General features: G+C 58.2%; 23 protein-coding genes, 2 tRNA genes and 1 rRNA gene. 12 read left to right on the top strand and 14 right to left on the bottom strand.

The window, feature by feature from the left end; all coding sequences use genetic code 11:
- Positions 1-163 precede the first annotated feature (163 nt).
- The 11 genes from rrf to dnaA form a co-directional block, all read right to left on the bottom strand.
- Positions 164-280: ribosomal RNA gene (rrf, locus tag L7A20_RS00275) — 5S ribosomal RNA — on the bottom strand.
- 3 nt (positions 281-283) lie between these two features.
- Positions 284-356: transfer RNA gene (locus tag L7A20_RS00270), tRNA-Ala, on the bottom strand.
- A gap of 12 nt (positions 357-368) precedes the next feature.
- Complete coding sequence (locus tag L7A20_RS00265) at positions 369-488, bottom strand: DLW-39 family protein (RefSeq protein WP_221625849.1); 120 nt, start codon at positions 486-488, stop codon at positions 369-371.
- A 23-nt stretch (positions 489-511) separates the two neighbouring features.
- A tRNA-Ile gene (locus tag L7A20_RS00260) sits at positions 512-585 on the bottom strand.
- Between the two features lie 157 nt (positions 586-742).
- Entirely contained in the window at positions 743-1249 is a 507-nt protein-coding gene (locus L7A20_RS00255) for a DUF3566 domain-containing protein (protein ID WP_237187036.1), read from the bottom strand.
- Positions 1239-3890: a DNA gyrase subunit A gene (gyrA, locus tag L7A20_RS00250; RefSeq protein ID WP_237221981.1), complete on the bottom strand. Its 2652-nt coding sequence runs from the start codon at positions 3888-3890 to the stop codon at positions 1239-1241. Before gyrA ends, L7A20_RS00255 begins: the two co-directional genes overlap by 11 nt.
- A gap of 74 nt (positions 3891-3964) precedes the next feature.
- Complete coding sequence (gene gyrB, locus L7A20_RS00245) at positions 3965-5992, bottom strand: DNA topoisomerase (ATP-hydrolyzing) subunit B (protein ID WP_237187034.1); 2028 nt, start codon at positions 5990-5992, stop codon at positions 3965-3967.
- Positions 5993-6291: 299 nt separating this feature from the next.
- Positions 6292-6897 carry a DUF721 domain-containing protein gene (locus L7A20_RS00240; RefSeq protein WP_237221980.1) on the bottom strand — a complete coding sequence of 202 codons (606 nt, stop codon included), beginning with the start codon at positions 6895-6897 and terminating at the stop codon, positions 6292-6294.
- A 6-nt stretch (positions 6898-6903) separates the two neighbouring features.
- Complete coding sequence (gene recF, locus L7A20_RS00235; RefSeq protein WP_237222202.1) at positions 6904-8097, bottom strand: DNA replication/repair protein RecF; 1194 nt, start codon at positions 8095-8097, stop codon at positions 6904-6906.
- A gap of 36 nt (positions 8098-8133) precedes the next feature.
- Positions 8134-9261 carry a DNA polymerase III subunit beta gene (dnaN, locus tag L7A20_RS00230; RefSeq protein ID WP_237221979.1) on the bottom strand — a complete coding sequence of 376 codons (1128 nt, stop codon included), beginning with the start codon at positions 9259-9261 and terminating at the stop codon, positions 8134-8136.
- A gap of 459 nt (positions 9262-9720) precedes the next feature.
- The gene (gene dnaA / locus L7A20_RS00225; protein WP_423817414.1) at positions 9721-11292 is read right to left on the bottom strand and encodes a chromosomal replication initiator protein DnaA; all 1572 of its coding nucleotides are present in this window, start codon (positions 11290-11292) and stop codon (positions 9721-9723) included.
- A gap of 496 nt (positions 11293-11788) precedes the next feature.
- Here dnaA and rpmH point away from each other — a divergent pair, with 496 nt between their 5' ends.
- The 6 genes from rpmH to rsmG all read left to right on the top strand — a co-directional run bounded on the left by rpmH (position 11789) and on the right by rsmG (position 15028).
- Positions 11789-11926, top strand: a complete 138-nt coding sequence (gene rpmH, locus L7A20_RS00220; protein WP_083091541.1) for a 50S ribosomal protein L34 — start codon at positions 11789-11791, stop codon at positions 11924-11926.
- A 95-nt stretch (positions 11927-12021) separates the two neighbouring features.
- Entirely contained in the window at positions 12022-12384 is a 363-nt protein-coding gene (gene rnpA / locus L7A20_RS00215; protein WP_237197736.1) for a ribonuclease P protein component, read from the top strand.
- Positions 12385-12387: 3 nt separating this feature from the next.
- Positions 12388-12792: a membrane protein insertion efficiency factor YidD gene (yidD, locus tag L7A20_RS00210; protein WP_237221978.1), complete on the top strand. Its 405-nt coding sequence runs from the start codon at positions 12388-12390 to the stop codon at positions 12790-12792.
- A gap of 58 nt (positions 12793-12850) precedes the next feature.
- A complete protein-coding gene (gene yidC / locus L7A20_RS00205; RefSeq protein WP_237221977.1) occupies positions 12851-13822 on the top strand; it encodes a membrane protein insertase YidC in 972 nt (323 codons plus the stop codon).
- 21 nt (positions 13823-13843) lie between these two features.
- Positions 13844-14374 (top strand): protein jag, encoded by a 531-nt coding sequence (locus L7A20_RS00200; protein WP_237221976.1) that lies wholly within the window; start codon positions 13844-13846, stop codon positions 14372-14374.
- A 24-nt stretch (positions 14375-14398) separates the two neighbouring features.
- Positions 14399-15028, top strand: coding sequence for a 16S rRNA (guanine(527)-N(7))-methyltransferase RsmG (gene rsmG, locus L7A20_RS00195; RefSeq protein ID WP_423817413.1), 630 nt, complete (start codon positions 14399-14401; stop codon positions 15026-15028).
- A 66-nt stretch (positions 15029-15094) separates the two neighbouring features.
- Here the strand turns inward: rsmG and L7A20_RS00190 are convergent, their stop codons facing one another.
- Positions 15095-15610: a GNAT family N-acetyltransferase gene (locus tag L7A20_RS00190; protein WP_237221974.1), complete on the bottom strand. Its 516-nt coding sequence runs from the start codon at positions 15608-15610 to the stop codon at positions 15095-15097.
- A gap of 126 nt (positions 15611-15736) precedes the next feature.
- Here L7A20_RS00190 and L7A20_RS00185 point away from each other — a divergent pair, with 126 nt between their 5' ends.
- The 6 genes from L7A20_RS00185 to L7A20_RS00160 all read left to right on the top strand — a co-directional run bounded on the left by L7A20_RS00185 (position 15737) and on the right by L7A20_RS00160 (position 21003).
- A complete protein-coding gene (locus L7A20_RS00185) occupies positions 15737-16783 on the top strand; it encodes a ParA family protein (protein ID WP_272879193.1) in 1047 nt (348 codons plus the stop codon).
- A 200-nt stretch (positions 16784-16983) separates the two neighbouring features.
- The gene (locus L7A20_RS00180) at positions 16984-18093 is read left to right on the top strand and encodes a ParB/RepB/Spo0J family partition protein (protein WP_237221973.1); all 1110 of its coding nucleotides are present in this window, start codon (positions 16984-16986) and stop codon (positions 18091-18093) included.
- Positions 18094-18554: 461 nt separating this feature from the next.
- Positions 18555-18878 (top strand): hypothetical protein, encoded by a 324-nt coding sequence (locus L7A20_RS00175; protein WP_237221972.1) that lies wholly within the window; start codon positions 18555-18557, stop codon positions 18876-18878.
- Positions 18879-18999: 121 nt separating this feature from the next.
- Positions 19000-19278: a hypothetical protein gene (locus tag L7A20_RS00170; protein ID WP_237221971.1), complete on the top strand. Its 279-nt coding sequence runs from the start codon at positions 19000-19002 to the stop codon at positions 19276-19278.
- Between the two features lie 97 nt (positions 19279-19375).
- Positions 19376-20161 (top strand): helix-turn-helix domain-containing protein, encoded by a 786-nt coding sequence (locus tag L7A20_RS00165; protein ID WP_237221970.1) that lies wholly within the window; start codon positions 19376-19378, stop codon positions 20159-20161.
- Positions 20162-20343: 182 nt separating this feature from the next.
- Positions 20344-21003: a hypothetical protein gene (locus tag L7A20_RS00160; RefSeq protein WP_237221969.1), complete on the top strand. Its 660-nt coding sequence runs from the start codon at positions 20344-20346 to the stop codon at positions 21001-21003.
- A gap of 143 nt (positions 21004-21146) precedes the next feature.
- Here the strand turns inward: L7A20_RS00160 and trxA are convergent, their stop codons facing one another.
- Positions 21147-21467, bottom strand: coding sequence for a thioredoxin (gene trxA, locus L7A20_RS00155; RefSeq protein WP_185173759.1), 321 nt, complete (start codon positions 21465-21467; stop codon positions 21147-21149).
- A 35-nt stretch (positions 21468-21502) separates the two neighbouring features.
- Entirely contained in the window at positions 21503-22537 is a 1035-nt protein-coding gene (trxB, locus tag L7A20_RS00150) for a thioredoxin-disulfide reductase (RefSeq protein WP_237221968.1), read from the bottom strand.
- Between the last annotated feature and the right edge of the window lie 68 nt (positions 22538-22605).

Raw genomic sequence — 22605 nt, 5'->3', positions numbered from 1 at the left:
GAGTCGCTTGTGCTGTTAGTCATTGCAGGCAGCCCCGAGCCTCACCGGCGACTCTGCCGACGACAGCTCTATACCTATCCTAGAGAACTATCGGAATAAATTTTTAGTGTTTATAGAAAAAGGAACCCCCAGTCTTTCGACTGGGGGTTCCTTACCAAATTTAATTCGGCGATGACCTACTCTCCCACACCGTCGCCAGTGCAGTACCATCGGCGCTAAGAGCCTTAACTTCCGGGTTCGGGATGGGGCCGGGTGTTTCCCTCTTGCTATAATCACCGAAGAGTGGAGGCGAGGGGACTCGAACCCCTAACCCCCTGCTTGCAAAGCAGGTGCGCTACCAATTGCGCCACGCCCCCATCGGGTGCTACCTATGAAATTTTATCTGTAGCTTCTTCCCAAGTTTTTTTATTCTCCTGAGAATCCTTAGCTTTCTTTGCTGCTACCGCTGTTGCCAGCGCAGCGAGCGTGATTGCCATAAATTTCTTCATGTCAACCTTTCAACCAAGGTGAGTGGGCGTACCAGGAATTGAACCTGGGACCTCTACATTATCAGTGTAGCGCTCTAACCGTCTGAGCTATACGCCCTTGGTGTTCATCAGAACGAGATATAACTTTACACAGGTTTTGACACCTTGCCAAATCGAAATGGCGTGTTCTGAGACACACACCCTGAAGGGGTGTTTAAAAGCTTCGTGGCACCCTGAGTTTGCAGGGCGCCACGAAGCTGAACAGGGGTTTTGGTTTATTCGTCGGTGAGGGTTACGCCCACGCCGCCAACCAGCTTGGCTGCCACGTTGTAGAGCATGGCTGCCAGGGTGCCGAGCAGGGTGAAGAGCACGACGTTCACCACGGAGATGATGGTGCTGTAGAGAGCCACCTGCCCCAGTGAGAGGTACTGGGAGATGTCTACGGCGTCACCGGTGGTACCGAGTAGGGTCAGCAGGTCGTTGAGGCTCTGGAAGGCGCCGGTGGCCTGCATGACGAGCCAGAGAATGACGGCTGCAACCACGGTAGCGATACCGATGGCGACCGAGAGCAGGAAGACGAGCTTGGCGACCGAGAAGGTATCTACCTTGGCAACGACCAGGCGAGCGCGACGAATCTTGGAGCGGGGGGCGGGGCGCACCAGCGGCTTGCGCTGGGCACCTGCGGACGCCGCACTCTGGGGGCGTGCCTTACCTTGGGCAGCGCGCGGGGTGCCGGCTCGCGGCGCTGGCCGCGGTGCGGTTCCGGTGCTTTTAGTGCTCACTCTTACCTCCAAGTGCGTCTGCGGTGTCGGCTACTGCCGGGGTGGTGTTGTTTTCTAAAGGTACTTCATCTGCCGGCTTTTCGGGGCTTTCAGCGCCGTTTTCGTCGGTGTCGTCTGCCTCATCGATGTTGCGCTCGTAGTTGCGGGCGACTTCGAGGATCTCGTCGTTCTTGCCGGGCTTGGCGAAAATGACACCCATAGTGTCGCGACCCTTGGCCGGTACTTCTGAGACCGAGGTACGCACGACCTTGCCCGACTGCATGACGACCATGACCTCGTCCTCTTCGCCCACAATCAGGCCACCGACGAGCTCGCCGCGGTCTTCTGCCAGCTTGGCGACCTTGATGCCGAGACCGCCTCGACCCTGTACGCGGTACTGGTCGACCTGGGTGCGCTTGGCGTAGCCGCCAGCGGTGACCACGAAGACGAAGGAGTCGTCGGTGACGACGTTGGCCGAGAGCAGCTCGTCACCGTCGCGGAACTTCATGCCGGTCACACCGGAGGTTGCGCGACCCATGGGTCGCAGAGCCTCGTCAGAGGCGGTGAAGCGCAGGGACTGGCCCTGGCGGGAGATCAGCAGCAGGTCGTCCTCGGCGCTGGCCAGCTGGGCTGAGACCAGCTCGTCGCCGTCGCGAAGGTTGATGGCGATGACGCCGGCGGCACGGTTGGTGTCGTAGTCCGACAGGGCGGTTTTCTTCACCAGGCCGTTCTTGGTGGCCAGAATCAGGTAGGGGGCGTCCTCGTAGGACTTGAGCTCCATAACCTTGGCGATGGTCTCATCGGGCTGGAAGGCCAGCAGGTTAGCCACGTGCTGGCCCTTGGCGTCGCGGCCGGCTTCCATGAGCTCGTAGGCCTTGGTGCGGTAGACGCGGCCCAGGTTGGTGAAGAAGAGAATCCAGGAGTGGGTGGAGGTGACGAAGAAGTGCTGAACCACGTCGTCCCCGCGTAGGGAGGCACCCTTGATGCCCTTGCCACCGCGGTGCTGGGAGCGGTACTGGTCGCTGCGGGTGCGCTTGACGTAGCCGCCGCGGGTGATGGTGACGACCATTTCTTCCTCGGGGATGAGGTCTTCCATGGACATGTCACCGTCGTAGCCCATGAGAATCTTGGTGCGGCGCTCATCGCCGAAACGGGCAACGATTTCAGCCAGCTCTTCAGAGATGATGGAGCGCTGGCGGTCTTCTGAGGCGATGATCGCGTTGTATTCGTCGATCATGCGCATGAGCTCGTCGTGGCGATCCTGAATCTTCTGGCGTTCCAGGGCGGCAAGGCGGCGCAGCTGCATGTTCAGAATGGCCTGGGCCTGGGCCTCGTCGATGTCGAGGAAGTCCATGAGGCCGGTGCGGGCGTCATCTGCGGTGGGGGAGCGGCGAATCAGCGCGATGACCTCATCGAGGGCGTCGAGGGCCTTGAGCAGGCCGCGCAGGATATGCGCTTCTTCTTCGGCCTGACGCAGACGGTAGCGGGTGCGGCGGACGATAACTTCGAGCTGGTGGTTGACCCAGTGGCGGATGAAGGCGTCCAAGGAAAGGGTGCGGGGCACGCCGTCCACAATCGCCAGCATGTTGGCGGAGAAGTTTTCCTGCAGCTGGGTGTGCTTGTAGAGGTTGTTCAGCACCACCTTGGGCACGGCGTCGCGCTTGAGGACGATGACCAGGCGCTGGCCGGTGCGGCCGGAGGTTTCGTCGCGCAGGTCGGCGATACCGGTGATTTTGCCGTCCTTGACCAGTTCAGCAATCTTGATGGCCAGGTTATCGGGGTTGGCCTGGTAGGGCAGCTCGGTGACAACCAGGCAGGTGCGGCCCTGAATCTCTTCAACATTGACCACAGCGCGCATGGTGATGGAGCCGCGGCCGGTGCGGTAGGCCTGCTCGATGCCCTTGTGGCCCAGGATGGTGGCGCCGGTGGGGAAGTCGGGGCCCTTAATGCGGGCAATGAGGGCTTCCAGCAGCTCTTCATTGGAGGCTTCGGGGTTCTGCAAGAACCACTGCACACCGTCAGCTACCTCGCGCAGGTTGTGCGGAGGGATGTTGGTGGCCATACCAACCGCAATACCTGATGAGCCGTTGACCAGCAGGTTGGGAATGCGGGAGGGTAGGACGACCGGTTCCTGGTTCTTGCCGTCGTAGTTGGGCTGGAAGTCCACGGCGTCCTCGGTGATATCTCGTACCATTTCGAGGGCCAGGGGGGCCATCTTGGTTTCGGTGTAACGGGGAGCTGCTGCACCGTCGTTACCGGGGGAGCCGAAGTTACCCTGACCGAGCGCCAGGGGGTAGCGCATGACCCAGTCCTGAATCAGGCGCACCAGGGTGTCGTAGATAGCGGCGTCGCCGTGGGGGTGGTACTGCCCCATGACTTCACCAACCACGCGGGCGCACTTGTTGAAGGAGCGCTCGGGGCGGTAGCCGCCGTCGTACATGGCGTAGATGACGCGGCGGTGCACGGGCTTGAGTCCGTCACGCACATCGGGCAGGGCACGGCCGATAATGACGGCCATAGCGTAGTCCAGGTAGGAGCGCTCCATCTCGGAGCGCAGGTCTACAACCTCAACGTTGCCGGCGGCAGGTGCCGGGGTTGCGTCGGTTGCAACGATATCGCCCTCGACGGGCTGGGGTGAGCTGGTGGTGTTCTCGTCGCTCATAAGTTCCTCGTTTTTCGTCCTTGATTTTTATATTCCATATTGGCTATATAGCGCTTAATTCACACTAAAAAGCCCTAGATATCAAGGAAGCGGATATCCTTTGCATTCTGCTGGATGAATTCTCGGCGGGCCTCGACATCCTCACCCATCAGCACGGAGAAGATCTGGTCAGCCGCTGCGGCGTCTTCCATCTTGACCTGTAGCAGGGTGCGGCGTTCGGGGTCCATGGTGGTGTCCCAGAGCTCGGTGTAGTCCATCTCGCCCAGACCCTTGTAGCGCTGGATGCCGTTGTCCTTGGGGATGCGCTGGTTCTTGGCGTAGCCGGCTTCCAGGGCAGCGTCGCGCTCGGCGTCAGAGAAGACGTAGTCGTGCGGGGCGTTGGACCACTTGATGCGGTACAGCGGGGGCTGAGCCAGGTAGACGTAGCCGGCTTCGATGAGCGGACGCATGTAGCGGAAGAGCAGGGTCAGCAGCAGGGTGGTGATGTGCTGGCCGTCCACGTCGGCATCGGCCATCAGGACGACCTTGTGGTAGCGGGCCTTCTCAATATCGAAGTCCTCACCGATGCCGGTACCGAAGGCGGTAATCAGTGACTGAATTTCAGCGTTAGACAGGGCGCGGTCGAGGCGAGCGCGCTCGACGTTCAGCACCTTACCGCGCAGGGGCAGAATAGCCTGGGTTTCGGGGTTGCGGCCGCGCACGGCTGAACCGCCCGCGGAGTCACCCTCCACCAGGTAAATCTCTGAAATTGAGGGGTCCTTGGATGAGCAGTCCTTGAGCTTGCCCGGCATGGAGCCGGTTTCAAGCAGACCCTTGCGGCGGGTGGTTTCGCGGGCCTTGCGGGCAGCCAGGCGGGCCTGGGCTGCGGTGATAGCGCGGCGGACGATTTCCTTACCGGTACCGGGGTTACGTTCCAGCCAGTCGCCCAGCTGGTCCATGGTCTCGCGCTGAACGAAAGCCTTGGCTTCGGAGTTACCCAGCTTGGTCTTGGTCTGACCCTCGAACTGGGGCTCAGAGATCTTGACAGAGACCACGGCGGTCAGACCTTCGCGGACATCCTCACCGGTGAGGTTGTCGTCCTTCTCGCGCAGCAGCTTGTTGTCGCGGGCGAAGCGGTTGATCAGGGTGGTTAGAGCAGTACGGAAGCCCTCTTCGTGGGTGCCGCCCTCGTGGGTGTTGATGGTGTTGGCGTAGGTATGCACCGATTCCTTGTAGGCGGTGGTCCACTGCATGGCCACTTCCAGGCTCATCATGCGGTCGGTATCTTCGCTTTCGAAGGCGATGATGTCATCGTGCACGGTGGTGAGCTTCTTGGAGGTATTCAGGAAGTTCACGTAGTCGAAGAGGCCGTCCTTGTACATGTAGGTGACGGTCTTGTAGCCGTTGGCATCGGCACCCACCTGGTTGAGGGGCAGCTTCTCGGGCTTCTCTTCGCCGGTGACTTCATCCCCCTCGTGCAGCTCGCGTTCGTCGGTGAGCTGGATGGTCAGGCCCTTGTTCAGGAAGGCCATCTGCTGGAAACGGGCGCGCAGGGTCTCGAAATCGAATTCGACGGTTTCGAAGATTTCGGGGTCGGGGTAGAAGGTCTGGGTGGTGCCGGTTTCGTCGGTGGCCTCCCCGCGGGTGAGGGGCTTGACGGTATGGCCGCCGTTGGCGTAGCTGATGTGCCACTTGTAGCCCTGGCGGCGCACCTCGGTTTCGACCTTAGTCGAAAGCGCGTTAACAACGGAGATACCCACACCGTGCAGGCCGCCGGAGACCGCGTAGCCGCCGCCGCCGAACTTACCACCGGCGTGCAGGATGGTCATGACGACCTCGACGGTGGGCTTCTTTTCGGTGGGGTGCTCATCGACGGGAATGCCTCGCCCGTTGTCGGCAACTCGCACTGCGCCGTCCTTCTGAATGACGACCTCGATCAGGTCGGCGTGCCCTGCCAGGGCCTCATCGACGGAGTTATCAACGACTTCGTAGACCAGGTGGTGCAGGCCGCGTTCGCCGGTTGAACCGATGTACATACCGGGGCGCTTGCGCACGGCTTCAAGGCCTTCGAGGACCGTGATGTCGGCGGCGCCGTATTCGTGGGAGGTTTCTTCAGTTGCCACAGGTAGTTAGGCTCCTTGCATGGTCGGTCTCGCACCGGCGGCCGTTCAGCGCGGACGCCCGCGCTCAAGGCGGCGGGGTGGGGCTACTGTACGGGCGGGCAGGCGCGCGTATTCTGCTCTCAATTCTACCGCACAGGGCTATTTTTGAACCTGTTTTGTGATGTTTTAGAGGGGTACTTAGGGCCAGAAGAGCCCTAGCTCGCTGCTAGAGCGACCGGAACCCCGATGCTGTGGGTTCTCACAGGGTCAGGGGGTCAGGGGCGCAGAAACGATTTTTGTAATTTGCGCTCTTGGGTTTTCTACCCGTAGGTGTCGCGGGGGCCGCGCCCGCCGGGGGCAACCCGCCGTCCTTTTTTCCAGGAGGGGGCTGCTGGCCCAAAGGCGCGCACGTCTTTGACAACATCGTCCCCCAGCTCCCCGTTGAAGCGGCGCATGATGTCGTATTTCATCTGGCGAATCTGCACGGCCCAGGCGGTTGATTCGCAGCGGACGGTCATCACCCCGTCCTCAAAGCTCTCGGGGGTGGCTTTCGAGGCGATTTGGGGGCCGACCAGTTTGTCCCAGCGGGCCATGACCGAGGAAACCGCCAGGGGAGTGGTCCAGCCCCGCTCCATAATGACGCGGTCGAGCAGGCCGCCGAGGCTCTGCGGGTCGCGGGCGCTAGGGCCGGCTCCGGTATAGCCCCCCAGCTGGCCGGTTGATTCTGTTGAGGCATAGCGGCGCACTTTGGTGCCGGGCTCAGCGTTCATGACGCGGCCGAAGTCCTTGATAATTTTCCGACCGGCAGCACCCTGCACCCGGTGTTCACCGCGGGCTTCTTTGGCAGCCCGAATGCGGCTGAGCAGGGCGTGGGGGGCATCTACAGCCTCCGCACCATATTCCGTTTGAGCTATATTATCCCGCACAGCAATCTATTCCTTTTCTGGAATATTACCTAGTGGTGAAGGTTCTACCCAAGCTCGGCCGGGTTCCACCCGTACCAGGGTGATACGACCCAGTTCCTCCGGAATATCGCTAGCGACAGCGCAGGTCACCAGCACCTGTTCAGCACCGGCAACAATAGCACCCAGCTTATGGCGGCGGGCGGTATCGAGCTCAGCAAAGACGTCATCAAGAATCAAGATGGGGGAAGCACCGGGAGCATCGTTATCTGCCAGGTGCACATACCAGGAGGCCAGCTTCAGAGCCAGGGCATACGACCAGCTTTCCCCGTGGGAGGCAAAGCCCTTGACCGGGATGCCACCGAGTTCCAGGGCAAGATCATCGCGGTGGGGTCCCACCAGGGTCACGCCGCGCTCCAGCTCTTCCCGCTGCTTATCGGCAAAACCGCGCAGCATAGCCTCCCGCAGATCATCTACCCCCATCAGGGCGGCGGACGGCAGAAGGTTAGATGAAATCGGCGGGAAAACAGTGGAGTCGTACACCAGGCTCACACTCTTGGAGCCGTCCGTGAGCTCGGCATAGGCCCTCTGTAGTTGCGGTAGGAGCAGGGCCAGGGTGCGCAACCGGGCCTGCAGAAGGTGGGCGCCTGCGTCCGCCAGCTGCTTGTCCCAGACCTCCAGGGTGTAGGTGTCCTCAGCCCCGGTGCTGCGCCGCGAGCGCATGGATTTGAGCAGGGAATTCCGCTGGCGCAAAACCCGCTCGTAGTCCGCCCGGTAGGCGGCAACAGAGGGGCGCAGGGATACCGCCAGATCATCAAGAAAACGGCGCCGCCCGGCGGGGTCCCCCTTCACCAATTGCAAATCCTCGGGTGAGAAAAGCACGGTGCGGGTGACGCCTAAGGCTTCACGGGCGCGGACGGGCGCCGCCCGGTTGATGCGTACCCGGTTGCTTTTGCCGGGGGCTAGTTCAAACTCAAGGACGGTCTGCTGGTTGCCGCGGACCGTGCGGGTGCGGATGTAGGCGCGGTCAGCGCCCACACGTACCAGCGGGGCGTCCTGACTAACCCGGTGAGAAGCCAGCTGCGCGGTGTAGTCGATGGCTTCAACGATATTGGTTTTGCCCACCCCGTTTGACCCGAGAAAGACGGTGACGCCGGGGGTGAGGGGGAGAGTCAGGAGCTGGTAGGTGCGGTAGTCCATCAACGAAAGGTGGTCGATGTACAGCGCGCCCTCCTTGAGATAGCGGTTTGACCTGCGGTTTTACTGGTTCTGCAGGCGGATAGGCATGAGCAGGTAGCGGTAGTTCTTCTCGTCCTCAGCCTGCCAGTCCTCCTGCTCAGAAAGCACAACGGGCTTACGGGGGTCGGTGAAGGAGAAGCGCACAAACTTGTTGGCTGCGAAGGTGTGCAGACCTTCGGAGAGGTAGCTGGGGTTGAAGGCTACGGTGATGTCGTCGCCGTGCAGGTGGGCCTGCAGCACCTCGGTTGCCTGGGCGTCCTCGCCGGTGCCGGCGTCCAGGGTGACCTGGCCCTGGCTGAAGGCCAGGCGGACGGGGGTGTTGCGCTCAGCGACCAGGGAGACACGGCGGACGGCTTCCATCAGGTCTGAGGTGCGGACGATAGCGTGCACCGGGGTGACCTCGGGGAAGAGGGAGCGAATCTTGGGGTACTCGCCATCGACCAGCAGGCTGGTGGTACGGCGGGAGTCAGATTCAAAGCCGATGAGCTCATGGGCATCTGACAGGGCGATGGACAGTTCCCCTGCACCACCCAGGGTCTTGGCGACCTCAGAAAGAGTCTTAGCCTTGACCAGCGCAGCGGTTGAGATAGAAGCGTCTGCGGGGTTCCAGGTCAGCTCGCGCATGGCCAGACGGTAGCGGTCGGTTGCGAGCAGGGTGATCTGGTCACCCTCGATTTCCATGCGTACACCGGTCAGAATCGGCAGGGTGTCGTCCTTCGACGCTGCTACCGACACCTGGGTAACAGCCTTGGCGAACTCAGAGCCCTCAACGGTACCTGATACCGCGGGGAGGGCAGGTAGCTCGGGGTAGTCAGCTACAGGCATGGACGACAGGTTGAAGTTAGAAGAACCGCAGGAGAGGTGAACCTTGCCCTCACGCAGTTCAAAGAGCACGTCAGACTTGGGCAGCGAACGGCAGATATCGGCAAGCAGACGGCCAGATACCAGGGCTTCGCCTTCTTCAGCGATATCGGCTGCGATGTTGAGTTTGGCTGAGGTCTCGTAGTCGAAGCTGGCGATAGACACTTCACCGGCTGCTGCCTTGATGAGCAGGCCAGAGAGTACCGGTACAGGCGGACGGGGGGAGAGGGAGCGGGCAGTCCAGCTGACGGCCTCGGCCAAAGTATCGCGTTCGACAGTAAATTTCACTGGAGCACCTTCCAAAGCTTTAAACATGAGAAGCCCTTAAACGGGCACAGTTCAGGTGTCCAGTCTACCGGACTACCGTGGCACTAAAGCTGTTTTTCTGTAATTACAAGCCGTGACCCTGAACCAAAGAGCCCTCACGAAAATCTGTAATTACAAGAGCCCAACCCCGCCCGGCAGCACGAGCACAGATTTTTTGTTATTTGACGTTTTTTCTTTAAGAATCGTAGTGTTAATAACCCTTGTGAAAACTGTGGAAAACCCCGTTTGAGCCCGGAATACCGGCAAAATGCTTGTGGGGGATCTGTGCAGAAAACCCAGCCCCACTGTGAATGAATAGTGGATGGATATTTATGCAGATAATGAACTGCACAGGCTTTGCATATTCATGCACTTAACATCCACAGTAAAACCCCTTAAGTCTCAAAGTTATCCACAGCCCTCTGACGAGGTGTTTTACACTTAGGAGGCGTCGCGGGAACCCTGCTTAATACGGTTGGTAAGCTCTGTGACCTGGTTAAAGATAGGTCGACGCTCCGCCATGAGGTTACGAATCTTGCGATCTGCGTACATCACGGTGGTATGGTCACGGTCGCCCAGCTCTTGGCCAATACGGGGCAGCGACATATCGGTAAGCTCTCGCAGCAGATACATGGCAATCTGACGAGCGTTCACCAGAGTCCGGCTACGGGACTTGGACCGCAGATCCTCAATCGTCACATCGAAGTACTCTGCCGTCGCCTGGAGCACCTGCGAGGCCGTAATCTCCTGGGCACCGTCGTCCAGCAACAGGTCCTTGAGCACCTGCTCCGCCAGCTGCATATCCACCGGCTGCCCCTGCAAAGAGGCAAAAGCGGTCACACGAATCAGTGCGCCCTCCAGCTCACGAATATTGGTGGAGATGTGCGAGGCAATGTACTCCATCACGTCATCGGGCACATCAAGACCCTCGTTCTGAGCCTTCTTACTCAGAATCGCGATACGGGTTTCGAGCTCCGGCGGCTGCACATCGGTAATCAGACCCCACTCAAAACGCGAGCGCATACGCTCAGCAAAACCGGTCAGCTGCTTGGGCGGCAGGTCAGAGGTAATGACCACCTGCTTCTGGTGATTATGCAGGGCGTTGAAAGTATGGAAGAACTCCTCCTGGGTGCTGTCTTTCCCAGCCAGGAACTGAATATCGTCGATCAGGAGCATATCGACATTGCGGTAAATCTGCTTGAAAGTAATGCCGTTGTTATCGCGAATAGAGTTGATGAAGTCGTTGGTGAACTCTTCAGAATTCACGTAGCGCACCCGCAAACCGGGGTAGAGGCTCTTAGCGTAGTGGCCGATGGCGTGCAGCAGGTGGGTCTTACCCAGACCCGAGCCGCCGTAGATAAAGAGGGGGTTGTAAGCAGACGCCGGGGTTTCGGACACCGCGAAGGCGGCCGCATGGGCGAACCTGTTGGACTGGCCAATCACAAAGCTATCGAAGGTGTACTTGGGGTTCAGACGCGCGGTGGAGTCCCAGGTCTTTGCCTCCCCTGTCTCCGCGGGGGCCTCGACCAGCTCGCCTGCCTCAACAGGCTCTTCAAGAGGCTCTACCTCGTGGTTGACCTGGGCAAACTCGGTAGCCACCGGTGCCTGCCCAAAGGCAGGAGCGGCGTCCGGACGCTGGTGGGCAGCGTCGTCGAAACCGGCACGGGAAGCCTGCTCCCGCTCAGCGGGCGCAGGGAAAGACGGAGCAACAGGACGTTCCGCTGCGGGCAGCGCCACCTTCTCAGGAGAATTCTCGAGGCTGGTATCAATAATGAAAGCCTCGGTCACCCCCTGGCCAAAGGTCGCGGTAATAGCCTCCTGCAGGGTCTCCTTCAGCTCGTGCTGAAAAATATCGCGGGTAAACTCGCTCGGCACCGCAATCAGCAGCACATTACCCATAAAAGCGTGAGGCTGAGCCAGGCCAATATGCGCACGGTGACGCTGAGCCACCGAAGTATCTGCCCGCAACAGGGTTACCAGGTGCATCCACTTCTTCTGAAGCTCCGGGTCCATATAATCGCCCACTGGCTCTCCTTTAATCTCAGGTCACGCAAAAAACTTACCCACAGCTTAGCCGCAGGGCCCACCGATTTATCACCATGTTATCCACAGGGTGGAAAACTTGTGATTTAACGAGGGGAGTACCTGTTTACAGTATGTGATTAAACCGCGCACCGCTAGCTCAAAACCGCAGTTTTTGTAACTTACAACTTTCCCCGGTGCGCCTGTGGATAACTCTCGCTAGGGCGAGCGCGCTCGCAAGCTATCCACAGGTGTGGGCAAACTCTCCCACCTACCTGTGATTAAAGACCTACCCCTAGCGGGCTTGACCTTATATCGCAACCTCTTCTAGAGTTGTTTAGTCAAAGTGTGCTAGGACTATGCCTATATCTAAGGCCTGATATCCGCCCCTTACGCGGCGGAGCTAACACACGAGCAAGAAGCGTCAACCTGTTCGAAGAACTGTTGAAAGGTTGGCCCCCGTACCAACCATTTTTGGAGTAACCAAATGAGCAAGCGGACTTTCCAGCCGAATAACCGCCGCCGCGCCAAGAAGCACGGCTTCCGTCTTCGCATGCGCACCCGTGCAGGCCGCGCCATCCTCGCGAACCGTCGTTCAAAGGGCCGCGCAAGCCTCTCAGCATAAGGCTTCACATCTCCTCGCCTCGGCCTAGCCCCTTGTGCAGGCCAGCGTGATCACGCAGCCCGCCGAGAGACGACCGAAAAGACAAAGGAGACTACGTGCTGGCACAACAGCACCGGATGCGAGCTTCGGCTCAATTCTCAGCAACTACACGTTCCGGCGCCCGCTCAGGGCGTCGGAACTTAGTTCTATATACAGCCAAAACAGGCGAAGAACCAACCATCATCGGTTTCATCGTCTCCAAGGCCGTCGGTAACGCCGTTACCCGCAATAAAACCAAGCGGCGCCTCCGTGAGATCATCGCCCCCTTCGTCGCCGAAAACCCCATCGGCTACCGGGTGGTTGTGCGCGCCCTGCCGCCGGCAGCGTCCGCCACCTACACCGACCTCGAAACAGACCTGACCAGCGCGCTGGCCACCACCCTTAAAAAACTCGGTGCCACCGCCCGAGAGGAGCTCTAACCCATGGGCACCTCCCACCAGCACCCCAGCGGGGCCCCCGCGGACGAAGACGTCCTACTCGATAAGGCCCCCCACGAATTCGTCGTGCCCACCACCATCGTTCAGGCAGCTATCACCCTGCCCCAGAACGTCCTCATCGCTTTCATCAAGGTCTACCGCGCCATCGTCTCGCCGCTCTACGGCAACGTCTGCCGGTACTATCCGAGCTGCTCAGCCTACGGGCTCGAAGCTCTCACCACCCACGGCGCCACACGCGGACTCTCACTGACCGTCCGCCGTCTACTGCGCTGCCACCCCTGGGCCACCGGAGGCCTCGACCCGGTTCCACCCGGACGGCGCACCTTCGCCCCCGGCAGCGAACCCAAAATAATACTTCTAAACCACCCGCACCAGCACCTGAACCACTAACAGGCACTGGCTGCAGTCCACCACAACCGGCTCACACACCCGAGCCAGGGAGAGAACTATGATCGACATCATTCTCTGGCCCTTCAAATGGATCGTCTCGGCGATTCTCTGGGCATTCCACGAACTCTTCACCGCCATCGGCATGGACCCCGCGTCCGGCGTCACCTGGGTGCTGGCCATCATCGGCCTGACCCTGGTCATGCGAACCCTCACCATCCCGCTCTTCATGAAGCAGATCAAGGCCATGCGCGGTATGCAGGAGCTACAGCCTGAACTGGCCAAGCTTCAGGCCAAGTACAAGGGCAAGACCGACCAGCTCTCCCGCCAGGCCATGGCCCAGGAGCAGATGGAACTCTACCGCAAGACCGGCTCCAACCCCCTGGCCTCCTGCATGCCCATCCTGGTGCAGATGCCCATCTTCTTCGGCCTCTTCCAGGTACTCAACGGCGTACCCACCGCAGCGGCTAACAACACCGGTATTCTGGTGCTCGACAACGCCAAGATTGAGCAGTTCAACGACGCCTACATCTTTGGCGCCCCCCTCTTCTCCACCATGATGCGCCCCGGCGACGGTAACCACACCGCCACCATCATCATCGCCGCCATCATGGTTGTGCTCATGAGCGCCACCCAGTTCTACATCACCAAGCAGCTCTCTGTGAAGAACATGTCGGACGCCGCCAAGCAGTCCTCCATATACCGCCAGCAGCAGGTCATGCTCTACGTGCTGCCCCTGGTCTTCGCTATCTCGGGTATCAACTTCCCCCTGGGCGTGCTCGTCTACTGGACCGTCTCCAACTTCTGGTCACTGGGCCAGCAGTACTGGGTTATCAAGAACAACCCCACCCCCGGTTCTCAGGCTGAGCGCGAGCTCAACGAGCGCCGCGCCGCCAAGGGCCTGCCTCCCGTTGGTAAGACCAAGGAGCAGCACGAAGCTGAGCTCGAAGCCCAGCGTGAGCGCGCTAACCGCGGCCAGCGTCAGCAGCCTATGAGCAAGAAGCGCCAAAAGCAGCAGAACAAGAAGAAATAGCGGCAGCTACAGGAGGAACCCATGACTGAAGCCTACGAAGAAACCGCCGCAGACGACGTCCTAGATATCGACTCCGAGCAGGGCTTTGAGGACGAAGGCGACATCGCCGCTGACTACCTCGAAGAACTCCTTGACATCGCAGACATCGACGGCGACATCGACATCGAGGTGCGCAACGGCCGCACCTACCTCTCGGTTGTAACCGAGGACGGCAATAACACCGAGCTCTCTGCCCTCGTGGGTGAGGACGGCGAAGTGCTGGACGCCCTGCAGGAGCTCGTGCGCCTCTCGGTGCTGGCTGCCACCGGTCAGCGCACCCGCCTGATTCTGGACATCGCTGAGCATCGTGCCGGCCGCCAGAAGGCTCTCGTGGACATGGCCGAAACCGCCATTGCCCGCGTCAAAGAAACCGGTGACGACGTGCACCTGGAGCCCCTGGGCTCCTACGAGCGCAAGCTGGTACACGACATCGTGGCAGCCCACGGCCTCCACTCCGAGTCCGAAGGCGCTGGCCCCGACCGCCATATCGTCATCATGCCGGCGGAGGACTAAACCGTGACTGAAGAAAACACCGCCCTGCCCGAGCTGGCAGGCCCCACCCTGGTGGCTGCCGACCAGATCTTCGGCGACCGCCTGCCTCTGGCTGAGCGCTACGTCGAGCACCTGGCTACCAGCGGTATCGAACGCGGCCTCATTGGCCCCCGCGAGGTACCCCGTCTCTGGGAGCGCCACGTACTCAACTGCGCCGTCGTTGAAGAATTCATCGAGGACGGTGCCCGTGTGGCCGACGTGGGCTCCGGTGCGGGCCTGCCCGGCCTCTGCCTGGCTATTGCCCGCCCCGACCTGCAGCTGACCCTCATTGAGCCCCTGGAGCGCCGAGTTATCTGGCTGACCGAGGTCGTGGACGATCTCGGGCTCGATAACGTCGATATTCTGCGCTCGCGCGCTGAGCAGGCCGTAGGTCAGGTTGATGCTGATTATGTGACCGCCCGTGCCGTCTCAGCCCTCGTTGGCCTGCTGGATATCACCCTGCCGATTCTGCGCGGTACTGGCCAGCTGCTAGCCCTCAAGGGGCGCAGCGCGGCAGACGAGATTACCAAGGCTCAGAAGAAGCTCAACAAGTACGGCGCTCGCGAGACCGAAATTTTGGTTGCCGGTGATTCCCTGCTCGAAGAGCCCACCACTGTAGTGCGAGTTAGCCTCTAACCTTTACCCGAGGACGGCACAGCCCGGCTCCCCTGACAAGGGGAGCCGGGCTTTTTTCTTAGGGGCCTAGCGGGGGTCCCTTCTGAAAATGAACTCAAAGTCTCGGGTACTGCCCACCTCGAAGTAGTAGTCACCCACCCGTTTAAAGCCGTAGCGGCTATAGAGGCGCTGAGCCCCATAGTTTTCAGACCAGACGCCCAGCCACAGGGTGCGCTGTGGCTTGTCCTTGAGAAGCCACTGGAGGGCCTTTTCAAGGAGCTGGGAGCCTAGACTCTGCCCCTGGTGCTCAGAACGCACGTAGAGCCGCCTAATCTCTCCATCAGTGCTTTTGAGCTCGGGGTGGGGGAGATGGGCGGAGGACGCTACTACGTAGCCGATGAGGTTGCCGCCCTGCTCCGCTACCCAGATGCCGTAGTCGGGGCTGGCGATATCACGCGCATATCCCGCTTCCGTGTAGGCCTCGGCCAGGTAGGTGGCTAGGTCTTCTGGTGGGTAGTAGGTAAAGGTTTCAGAGAAGGTTTCTGCTGAAAGGACGGCCAGGTTGGCGGCGTCTTCTGGACGGGCTGGTCGAATGATAGTCATGGTTTGTGATTATAGAACTGGCGGGATGTTTCACGTGAAACGTGGGGAAATATTTATTTAAACAACCTATAAATAGTGTTTACTATTTAGTGATTCAGACGGTCGGGCGTAAGCAGGTAACCTTAGATGAGCGAGACCATCACACCTACCGAGGGAGCACAGCCGGTGTCTACTATCTCCAATATTCCCGATTTTGGGTTACCACCTGAACCTCAGGACGCCTCCGCAAAGCCCGACCGCGGCTCACATGTTTCACGTGAAACACGTGAAAAGCTGGAGCGCACTGATGCCGCGGCCGCCCAGAATAACCCCATCAGCCAACAGGCCCGCTCTGCCAAGCAACAGTTTGAAGCGCTGGCAAGTGAGACTCTCAGCCGCCCCCATGAGACTCGTATCTTTACTATCTCCAACCAGAAGGGTGGGGTCGGTAAGACCTCAACCGCTGTCAATCTAGCTGCCGCTCTCGCCCTCAAGGGCATGAACGTGCTGGTCATTGACAATGACCCCCAGGGTAATGCCTCGACCGCATTGGGCATAGAACACGGGGTGGAGGTTCCCTCTACCTACGATGTACTGATTGACGACAAGCCCCTGGCAGATATTGTGCAGCCCTGCCCCGATATCGAAAACCTCTGGTGCGCTCCAGCCAATATCGATCTTGCGGGAGCCGAGATTGAGCTGGTTTCTATGGTGGCTCGAGAAACCCGTTTGAAGACCGCTGTCTCTGATTATGCTGCCGCGCGAGAAGCTGCCGGACTGCCGCGTCTGGACTATATCTTTATCGACTGCCCGCCCTCCCTGGGGCTGCTCACCATCAATGCCTTCTGCGCTGCCCGGGAGGTGCTCATTCCCATTCAGTGTGAGTACTATGCCCTGGAAGGTCTGAGCCAGCTGCTCAAAAATATTGGCATGATTCAAAAGCACCTCAACTCTGAGCTGCACATCAGCACTATCTTGCTTACCATGTACGACGGCCGCACCAACCTCTCATCTCAGGTGGCTGACGAAGTGCGTGAACACTTCCCTGAGCAGGTGCTTGAAACCGCTATCCCCCGCTCTGTGCGTATCTCTGAAGCTCCCAGCTACCAGCAAACTGTGATGAGCTATGACCCCGCATCACCCGGTGCTGTGGCCTACCTGAAGGCTGCTATGGAGATGGCAAAAAGAGTGTAAACACCTTCTTTGCGATGTTTTAGTAAATATCTAAAGAAAGGCAAGGCAGGGTCGGCAGCGAGCGTGAGCCTGCGTAGCCTTTCGAACAAGCTCAGTAAGAATGACGGCGCCTTGTGTTTGAACAGGGCGCCGTTGGTCTATGCGGGGGAGCTGACTCCACTAGACTTGGGTGAGGAAAACTTTTGAGTACGGAGGTCAACGTGGCAGAGAAGAAACGCGGTCTAGGTCGTGGCTTAGGAGCTCTCATTCCAGAGAGTGCTAAGCCCCCGGTGGAGCAGAAAAGCACCGAGTCGGTAGAGAGTGAACAGCTAGATTTGGGTCTAGGTGTAGAGGCTCCTGCCCCCGCCCAGAAGAGCGTTTCACGTGAAACATCAAAGAAGAAGCGGGCAGACATGGGAGCTGCCCTGCGCACCGCAACCGGTTCCCGGCGTCCTGTCGATTTCTTCTTTGGCGATGAGACTGCCGCCGCAGGCGATGGTTTGGTCCCTGTGCCCGGTGCTGATTTTGCTACCCTCAACGTCACCGATATTCACCCTAACCGTAAGCAGCCCCGTACCGACTTTGACGAGCACGATATGCAGGAGCTGGTGCATTCCATCAAGGAAATCGGCGTACTGCAGCCGATTGTCGTGCGCCCCAGCCGGGAAAAGGGTGCTGAAAAATATGAGCTCATCATGGGTGAGCGCCGCTGGCGCGCTACCCAGCGCGCGGGCCTAACCACCATTCCTGCAATTATTCGTGAGACCCAGGACGAAGACCTGCTGCGGGACGCCCTGCTGGAGAACCTCCACCGTTCACAGCTCAACCCCATAGAAGAAGCTGCCGCCTACCAGCAGCTTCTGGAAGAGTTTGGAACCACCCAGGAACAGTTGGCCCAGCGTATCGGTCGTTCTCGCCCGCAGATTTCAAATACTATCCGCCTGCTGAAACTGCCTGCCCTGGTGCAGCGCCGGGTTGCTGCCGGTACTATTTCTTCGGGGCACGCACGTGCTCTACTCGGGCTGAAAAAGGCCGCTGATATTGAGACTCTGGCTCAGAAGATTGTGAACGAGGGCCTGTCTGTGCGAGCTGTTGAAGAGCTCGTGTCAGCTGGTAGCTCTGCTACCCCTGAGCGTGCTCAGAAGGCCGCTAAAGTGCAGGACCACTCAGAACGTCTGGATTATCTGGCCGATGCTTTGGCCGACAAACTGGATACCAACGTCAAAATTAATCTGGGAGCTCGCAAGGGCAAGATGACCATCGAGTTCGCCTCGGTGGACGACCTCAATCGAATCCTTGATGTTATTGATCCTAAGCTCAAGAAAAAGTAGGGGAGCGGGCAGTCCACGCCGCTTTACTCCTCCTCGATAGCTGGGAGCGGCACCTGCGTGAAACGTAGGTGCCGCTTCTTTATGTTTCACGTGAAACGGGGCGCATGAGGGGGTTTCCACAACGAAAATCAGGGTTTTTAGGGCTGGTAGAGAGGTGAAAAGCGCTGTGAGGCTCTGTGCGGGCTTTAAAAGACGTGAGGCTTACTTGGATATGGGGAGGGGAGAGTTAGGCCGGGAGAGGGGCTTCTGGGGCTTCAATTTTTTGCAGCTAGAGCGCAAACCGTATGAATTCATTGTTGCGTTGCATGCAGCAGATCTTTGCCCGGCCCCTGCTGACAGGGGGGGGCTTATCTTCTGATTCCCAGTACATTGTCCATGAGGATGTGAAATGTGGGCGTAGAGAGGTGGTGATGTGAATACCGCATGTTTTACACTGGGTGTATCACAAGGAGGTGGTGATTGTGAATTTTTTCTATGAATTTATTTCCTGGTTTGGTGTTTTTATTATTTATGGTTTGATGTTTCTCGCCTTTGTTGCCGTTGTGCGCCGTGTGGTTATTAAAGAAAAACCTAAAGTGGGAAATTCTAAAAATAAATCTGTCGCTAGTAAGGGTGATATATCTTCTGATAATAAATCGACGTTGGGTGATGCTTTAGCCCAGCCCATGGAATTATACGGTTCTTCTTTTGCTCCCAGCCGATCTGCTGGATATGAAGCATCCCAGAAAAGCGGACGCGAGAGCTCATCGATCCATGATCCCGGCAAAGACCCTCTAGAGTTATAAAAACAACCTTGATGAATTAAGTTTATTTAAATTGAAAGGTTATTCCTCCGTTTCACGTGAAACAGAACCTGGTTGGTACATTCAGCCATCGCTACTTTTAACTGAAAATAGAGATTGGAATATGTCGAATAAATTATTTTTTGCAGCTCTTCTTATATGGGTATGTGTTGTAGGTGCTGAATTGTTTATTTTCTCGCAAACGTTTACCTCATGCCCAACTAATCTTGATTCCATTTATGGTGAAGCGGGTTTTTCATTTATTCCTTTAGGGTACACCTGCACATGGGAGAATCTCCCTGAGGGTGCGGTAGTAAAAAGTTATCCATCTCTATCAACCCTGCTGGCACCGCTGGTGCTTTTATTGTGGGGATTTAGTCTTCTTGGAAAGAAAATAAAATAAGATTCTTGTGAAACGAATGGAGTGATATTTCAAAATATGTGTTGCGTGCATGCACCGTCTGTTGCATGTATGCAACAGATATTTTAGGGTGGGGCATGTGGATATATCTGAACTCATTAGTGAAGCAGCCAAACAGCCTACCCAAACAGCTCGAAAAGCCGGTATAGCTCGCTCAACCTTGCTCCGCATAACCCAAGAAAAAACGGAGCCCACACCCGCGACCTTGCGTGAAATAGCACTAGCTCATGGGTATGATCTCAGCTGCTCCATCAGGCCAGCCTCAGACCCCTGGGCTGTTACTGCAGCTCGTTATCTTCTCGACCCTACCCTGCCAGAAAACCTGCCTCAAACTCGTCCTGAAGTAGCCCAATGGTTAACTCGCTATGAGCGGTGGGAAATTATCCCCACCACCCCAGAAGCTCCCCTCGACCCTGAAAAAATTGCTGAAAAAATCGCTCCTTACGGAAACCTGGCCCAGCGGCAGGGAGTGCGTTTCTATGCGCCAGCTCCTTCGATGTCACCAGCCGAACTTGCCTTGCGTGTAGCTTCAGCAGGAGATCAAAGCAAAGCCTCCTGGGCTCTTTCTGGTGCCCCCCTTGCCTCGCACCTTTTGGGGAAGCAAGCTGTTTTGGCTCCCATTGTTCTCTGGGTAGCAGAAAACCTTGAGCTAGTAGCTCAGAACCTTTCTCTGAACCTGGCCGAAGTCACAAATTTTCAACCTGCAGGAATTGTTCTAGCGCAGGCTGAAACCTATGAGCTCGAAGGAGCCACTCATGAAGGAGGCATAAACCTAGTTTCCCCCGTCCAAGGCATACTTGACCTGCACTCTCTTAGCTTTGGAGCATTAGCCCGCCAGATAACAAGCCAGTGGGGTGAAAACTAACCATGAGTCTCCCTCCTCGCCGCATACATTGGGGCAACGGTAACCCTTCGGGCAGCTCTTTACAGCCGTCCCAACCTGAAGAATTTATAGCTCCCCAAGATGAGCGGCACACAACAGGACGCATTTTTTGGAACGGCCCTATAGATACTTCCTCTATCTTGCCTAGTGAGCCTGGGCGAGCTGTGGCACGTTTTAAACACAATTTGAACGAGCTGATTTGGAATACTGCAGCCTTAGAAGGAAATGCTTTCACTCTGCCAGAAGTCATTACCCTGCTCGATGGAGTAACGGTGGGCGGGAAAAGCATTGAAGATGAGGAGCAAATTTTTGCCTTGAGTGAGGGCTACAACTTCGTTGCAGAGCATGTTGAGTCCGGAACATTTGAACTAACCAGGGAGTTCTCCAATCAGGTTCATGCCCTTGTTGCCCGGCATGAAGCTATCGAGAGCGGGCTTTTTCGAGGTCAGGGAATTGTGACCGGCGGAGGAAGTGTGCGCCTCTCTCAAGGTGGCGTCATTGACGGCGATGATCACGGTGAGAAGGGGGAAAAACTTCTATCAGACTACGCAAACCTCCTGGCTGCCTTGAGCCAGATAGAAGACCCTCGGGAGCGGTCCCTTGCCTACTTTTGCTCCGCAGTGCGATCTCAGTTCTATTTTGATGGAAACAAACGTACCGCCCGATTGATGATGGCAGGAGAGCTAATGTCGCACGGCTTTGACGCCATCAATATTCCCTTTGCTCGACGGCTAGAATTCAACCAGGCGCTTGACACCCTCTTCACTCGCGATAATGCAACACAGCTCATGCGTTTTCTCGTATCCTGCGCGCTTCGCCCCTAGTTATCAGGCGGTCAATCTGCTGAGTTTCACGTGAAACACTCCGACCCTCTTCTGATGTCTCTGGCAGTCATCTGTGGCCACAAACAAGCCCCTCAGCGGGAAGCTGAGGGGCTTGTCAGGGGTGTCTAGAGAAGCAGCAGGGCCTACTTGAGGAACTCCGCAAACTCCTGCTCCAGGGCAGCCTTGGGCTTAGCGCCGACGGTCTGCTTGGCAACCTCGCCGTCCTTGAAGACGTAGATGGCGGGAATAGAAGTGATGCCGTACTTCATTGCGGTGGCGGGGTTGTTCTCAACGTCGAGCTTGAGCACCTTGACCTTGTCGCCGTACTCTTCACCGAGCTGGTCGATGATGGGGCCGACCATGCGGCAGGGGCCGCACCATTCAGCCCAGAAATCGACGATGACGGGCTTGTCTGACTTCAGAACCTCGTCAGCAAAAGTAGCGTCAGTAACCTGCTGTGCCATGATAAATAACCTTTCGTAGAGGGGCTAGGGGAGGCTTAGAGGGCCTCAAGATAGTGCTGGGCATCCAGGGCGGCAACGCAGCCTGAACCGGCTGCGGTGATGGCCTGGCGGTAGGTGGGGTCGATGACGTCGCCTGCGGCAAAGACGCCGGGAATAGAGGTGCGTGAAGAGCGGCCCTCTACGGCGATGGTGCCGGCGTCGGTCAGCTCCAGCTGGCCCTGCACCAGGGAAGTGCGGGGGTCCGAACCGATAGCAACGAAGACACCCTCAACATCCAGGGTGGTTTCCTCACCGGTCTTTACGTTCGACAGGGTCAGGCCAGAAACCTTCTCGTCGCCGTCAATGGTCTTGACAACCGAATCCCAGATAACCTCAATCTTCTCGTGGGCCAGGGCGCGCTGGGCCATGATTTCCGAGGCACGGAAGGAATCGCGGCGGTGGACCAGGTAGACCTTAGACGCAAAAGCGGTCAGGAACAGGGCTTCTTCGAGGGCGGAGTCGCCACCGCCGATAACAGCCAGGGCCTTCTCCTTGAAGAAGAAACCGTCGCAGGTAGCGCACCAGGAGACGCCATGGCCGGAGAGACGGGATTCGCCGTCCACACCCAGCTTGCGGTACTCAGAACCGGTAGAAATAATGACGGTCTTCGCCAGGTGAACTGACCCGTCGGTCAGAATAACCTTCTTAACGTCACCCTCGAGCTCAACCTCGGCGACGTCCTCATAGCGAATATCTGCGCCGAAACGCTCTGCCTGGGCGCCGATGTTGGTCATCAGCTCGGGGCCCTGAATACCGTTGATGAAGCCGGGGAAGTTCTCAACCTCGGTGGTGGTCATCAGGTCGCCACCGGGAGAGATCGATGAGGCAAAGAGGACGGGCTTGAGATTGGCCCGTGCGGTGTAAATAGCGGCGGTGTAGCCCGAGGGGCCTGAGCCCACGATGATGACGTTGTGGACGGGCTGGTCGCCGCTCTCGGCGGTGGCGTCGGGGGCAGTGGTAGTGGCCGCTCCTGCCAGGTTGAGGCCGGCAGCAGCGCCGCCGAAGAGGCCTCCGAGTGCGTTGTCGGTCATTGTTCTCCTTGGTGTTGGTAGTGCGCTATAGAAAGGAACGGCGGGTGGGTGGGGTTTATTCCCAACCC

Origin of the sequence: Rothia nasimurium (genome assembly GCF_928381415.1) — a bacterium.
Classification (GTDB): domain Bacteria; phylum Actinomycetota; class Actinomycetes; order Actinomycetales; family Micrococcaceae; genus Rothia; species Rothia nasimurium_H.
Note: the sequence above shows the minus strand (reverse complement) of the source record. Positions and strands in the feature narration are given on the sequence as shown.